Origin of the sequence: Flavihumibacter cheonanensis (genome assembly GCF_022352215.1) — a bacterium.
Lineage (GTDB): Bacteria > Bacteroidota > Bacteroidia > Chitinophagales > Chitinophagaceae > Flavihumibacter > Flavihumibacter cheonanensis.
In genome coordinates, this window is record NZ_JAKRWF010000221.1 from 1 (window position 1) to 279 (window position 279).

Sequence of the window (279 nt, forward strand, 5' to 3'; positions counted from 1 at the left end):
GCGGACACGCAGAAGGCGACGCGCCGCTTCGCCCAGTCCATCGACGAGGATTCCTTCGACGACGTCAACCGTTTCTTCACCCGGGCCTCGCAGCCCTATGGCTTTACCGTCACGCCCGCTTTCCGCTTCCAGGTGGCCCCGGTGTCGGACCAGATGCCGCCGCCGGTCCCGGCACAGTTCAACACGGCGGCCATCGCCTGGTGGAGCCTGAAAATGCGCTGGTGGGCCTGGGTGCGCGAATGGCGCGACGACCTGGTCGGGCCCGATATCCAGATGTTC

The 279-nt window shown here is 66.7% G+C and carries 1 protein-coding gene; it reads left to right on the plus strand.

Going from position 1 to position 279, the window contains the following annotated elements:
- The coding region (locus MD536_RS21775; protein WP_239603879.1) for a hypothetical protein at window positions 1-279 on the plus strand (279 nt) is incomplete at both ends.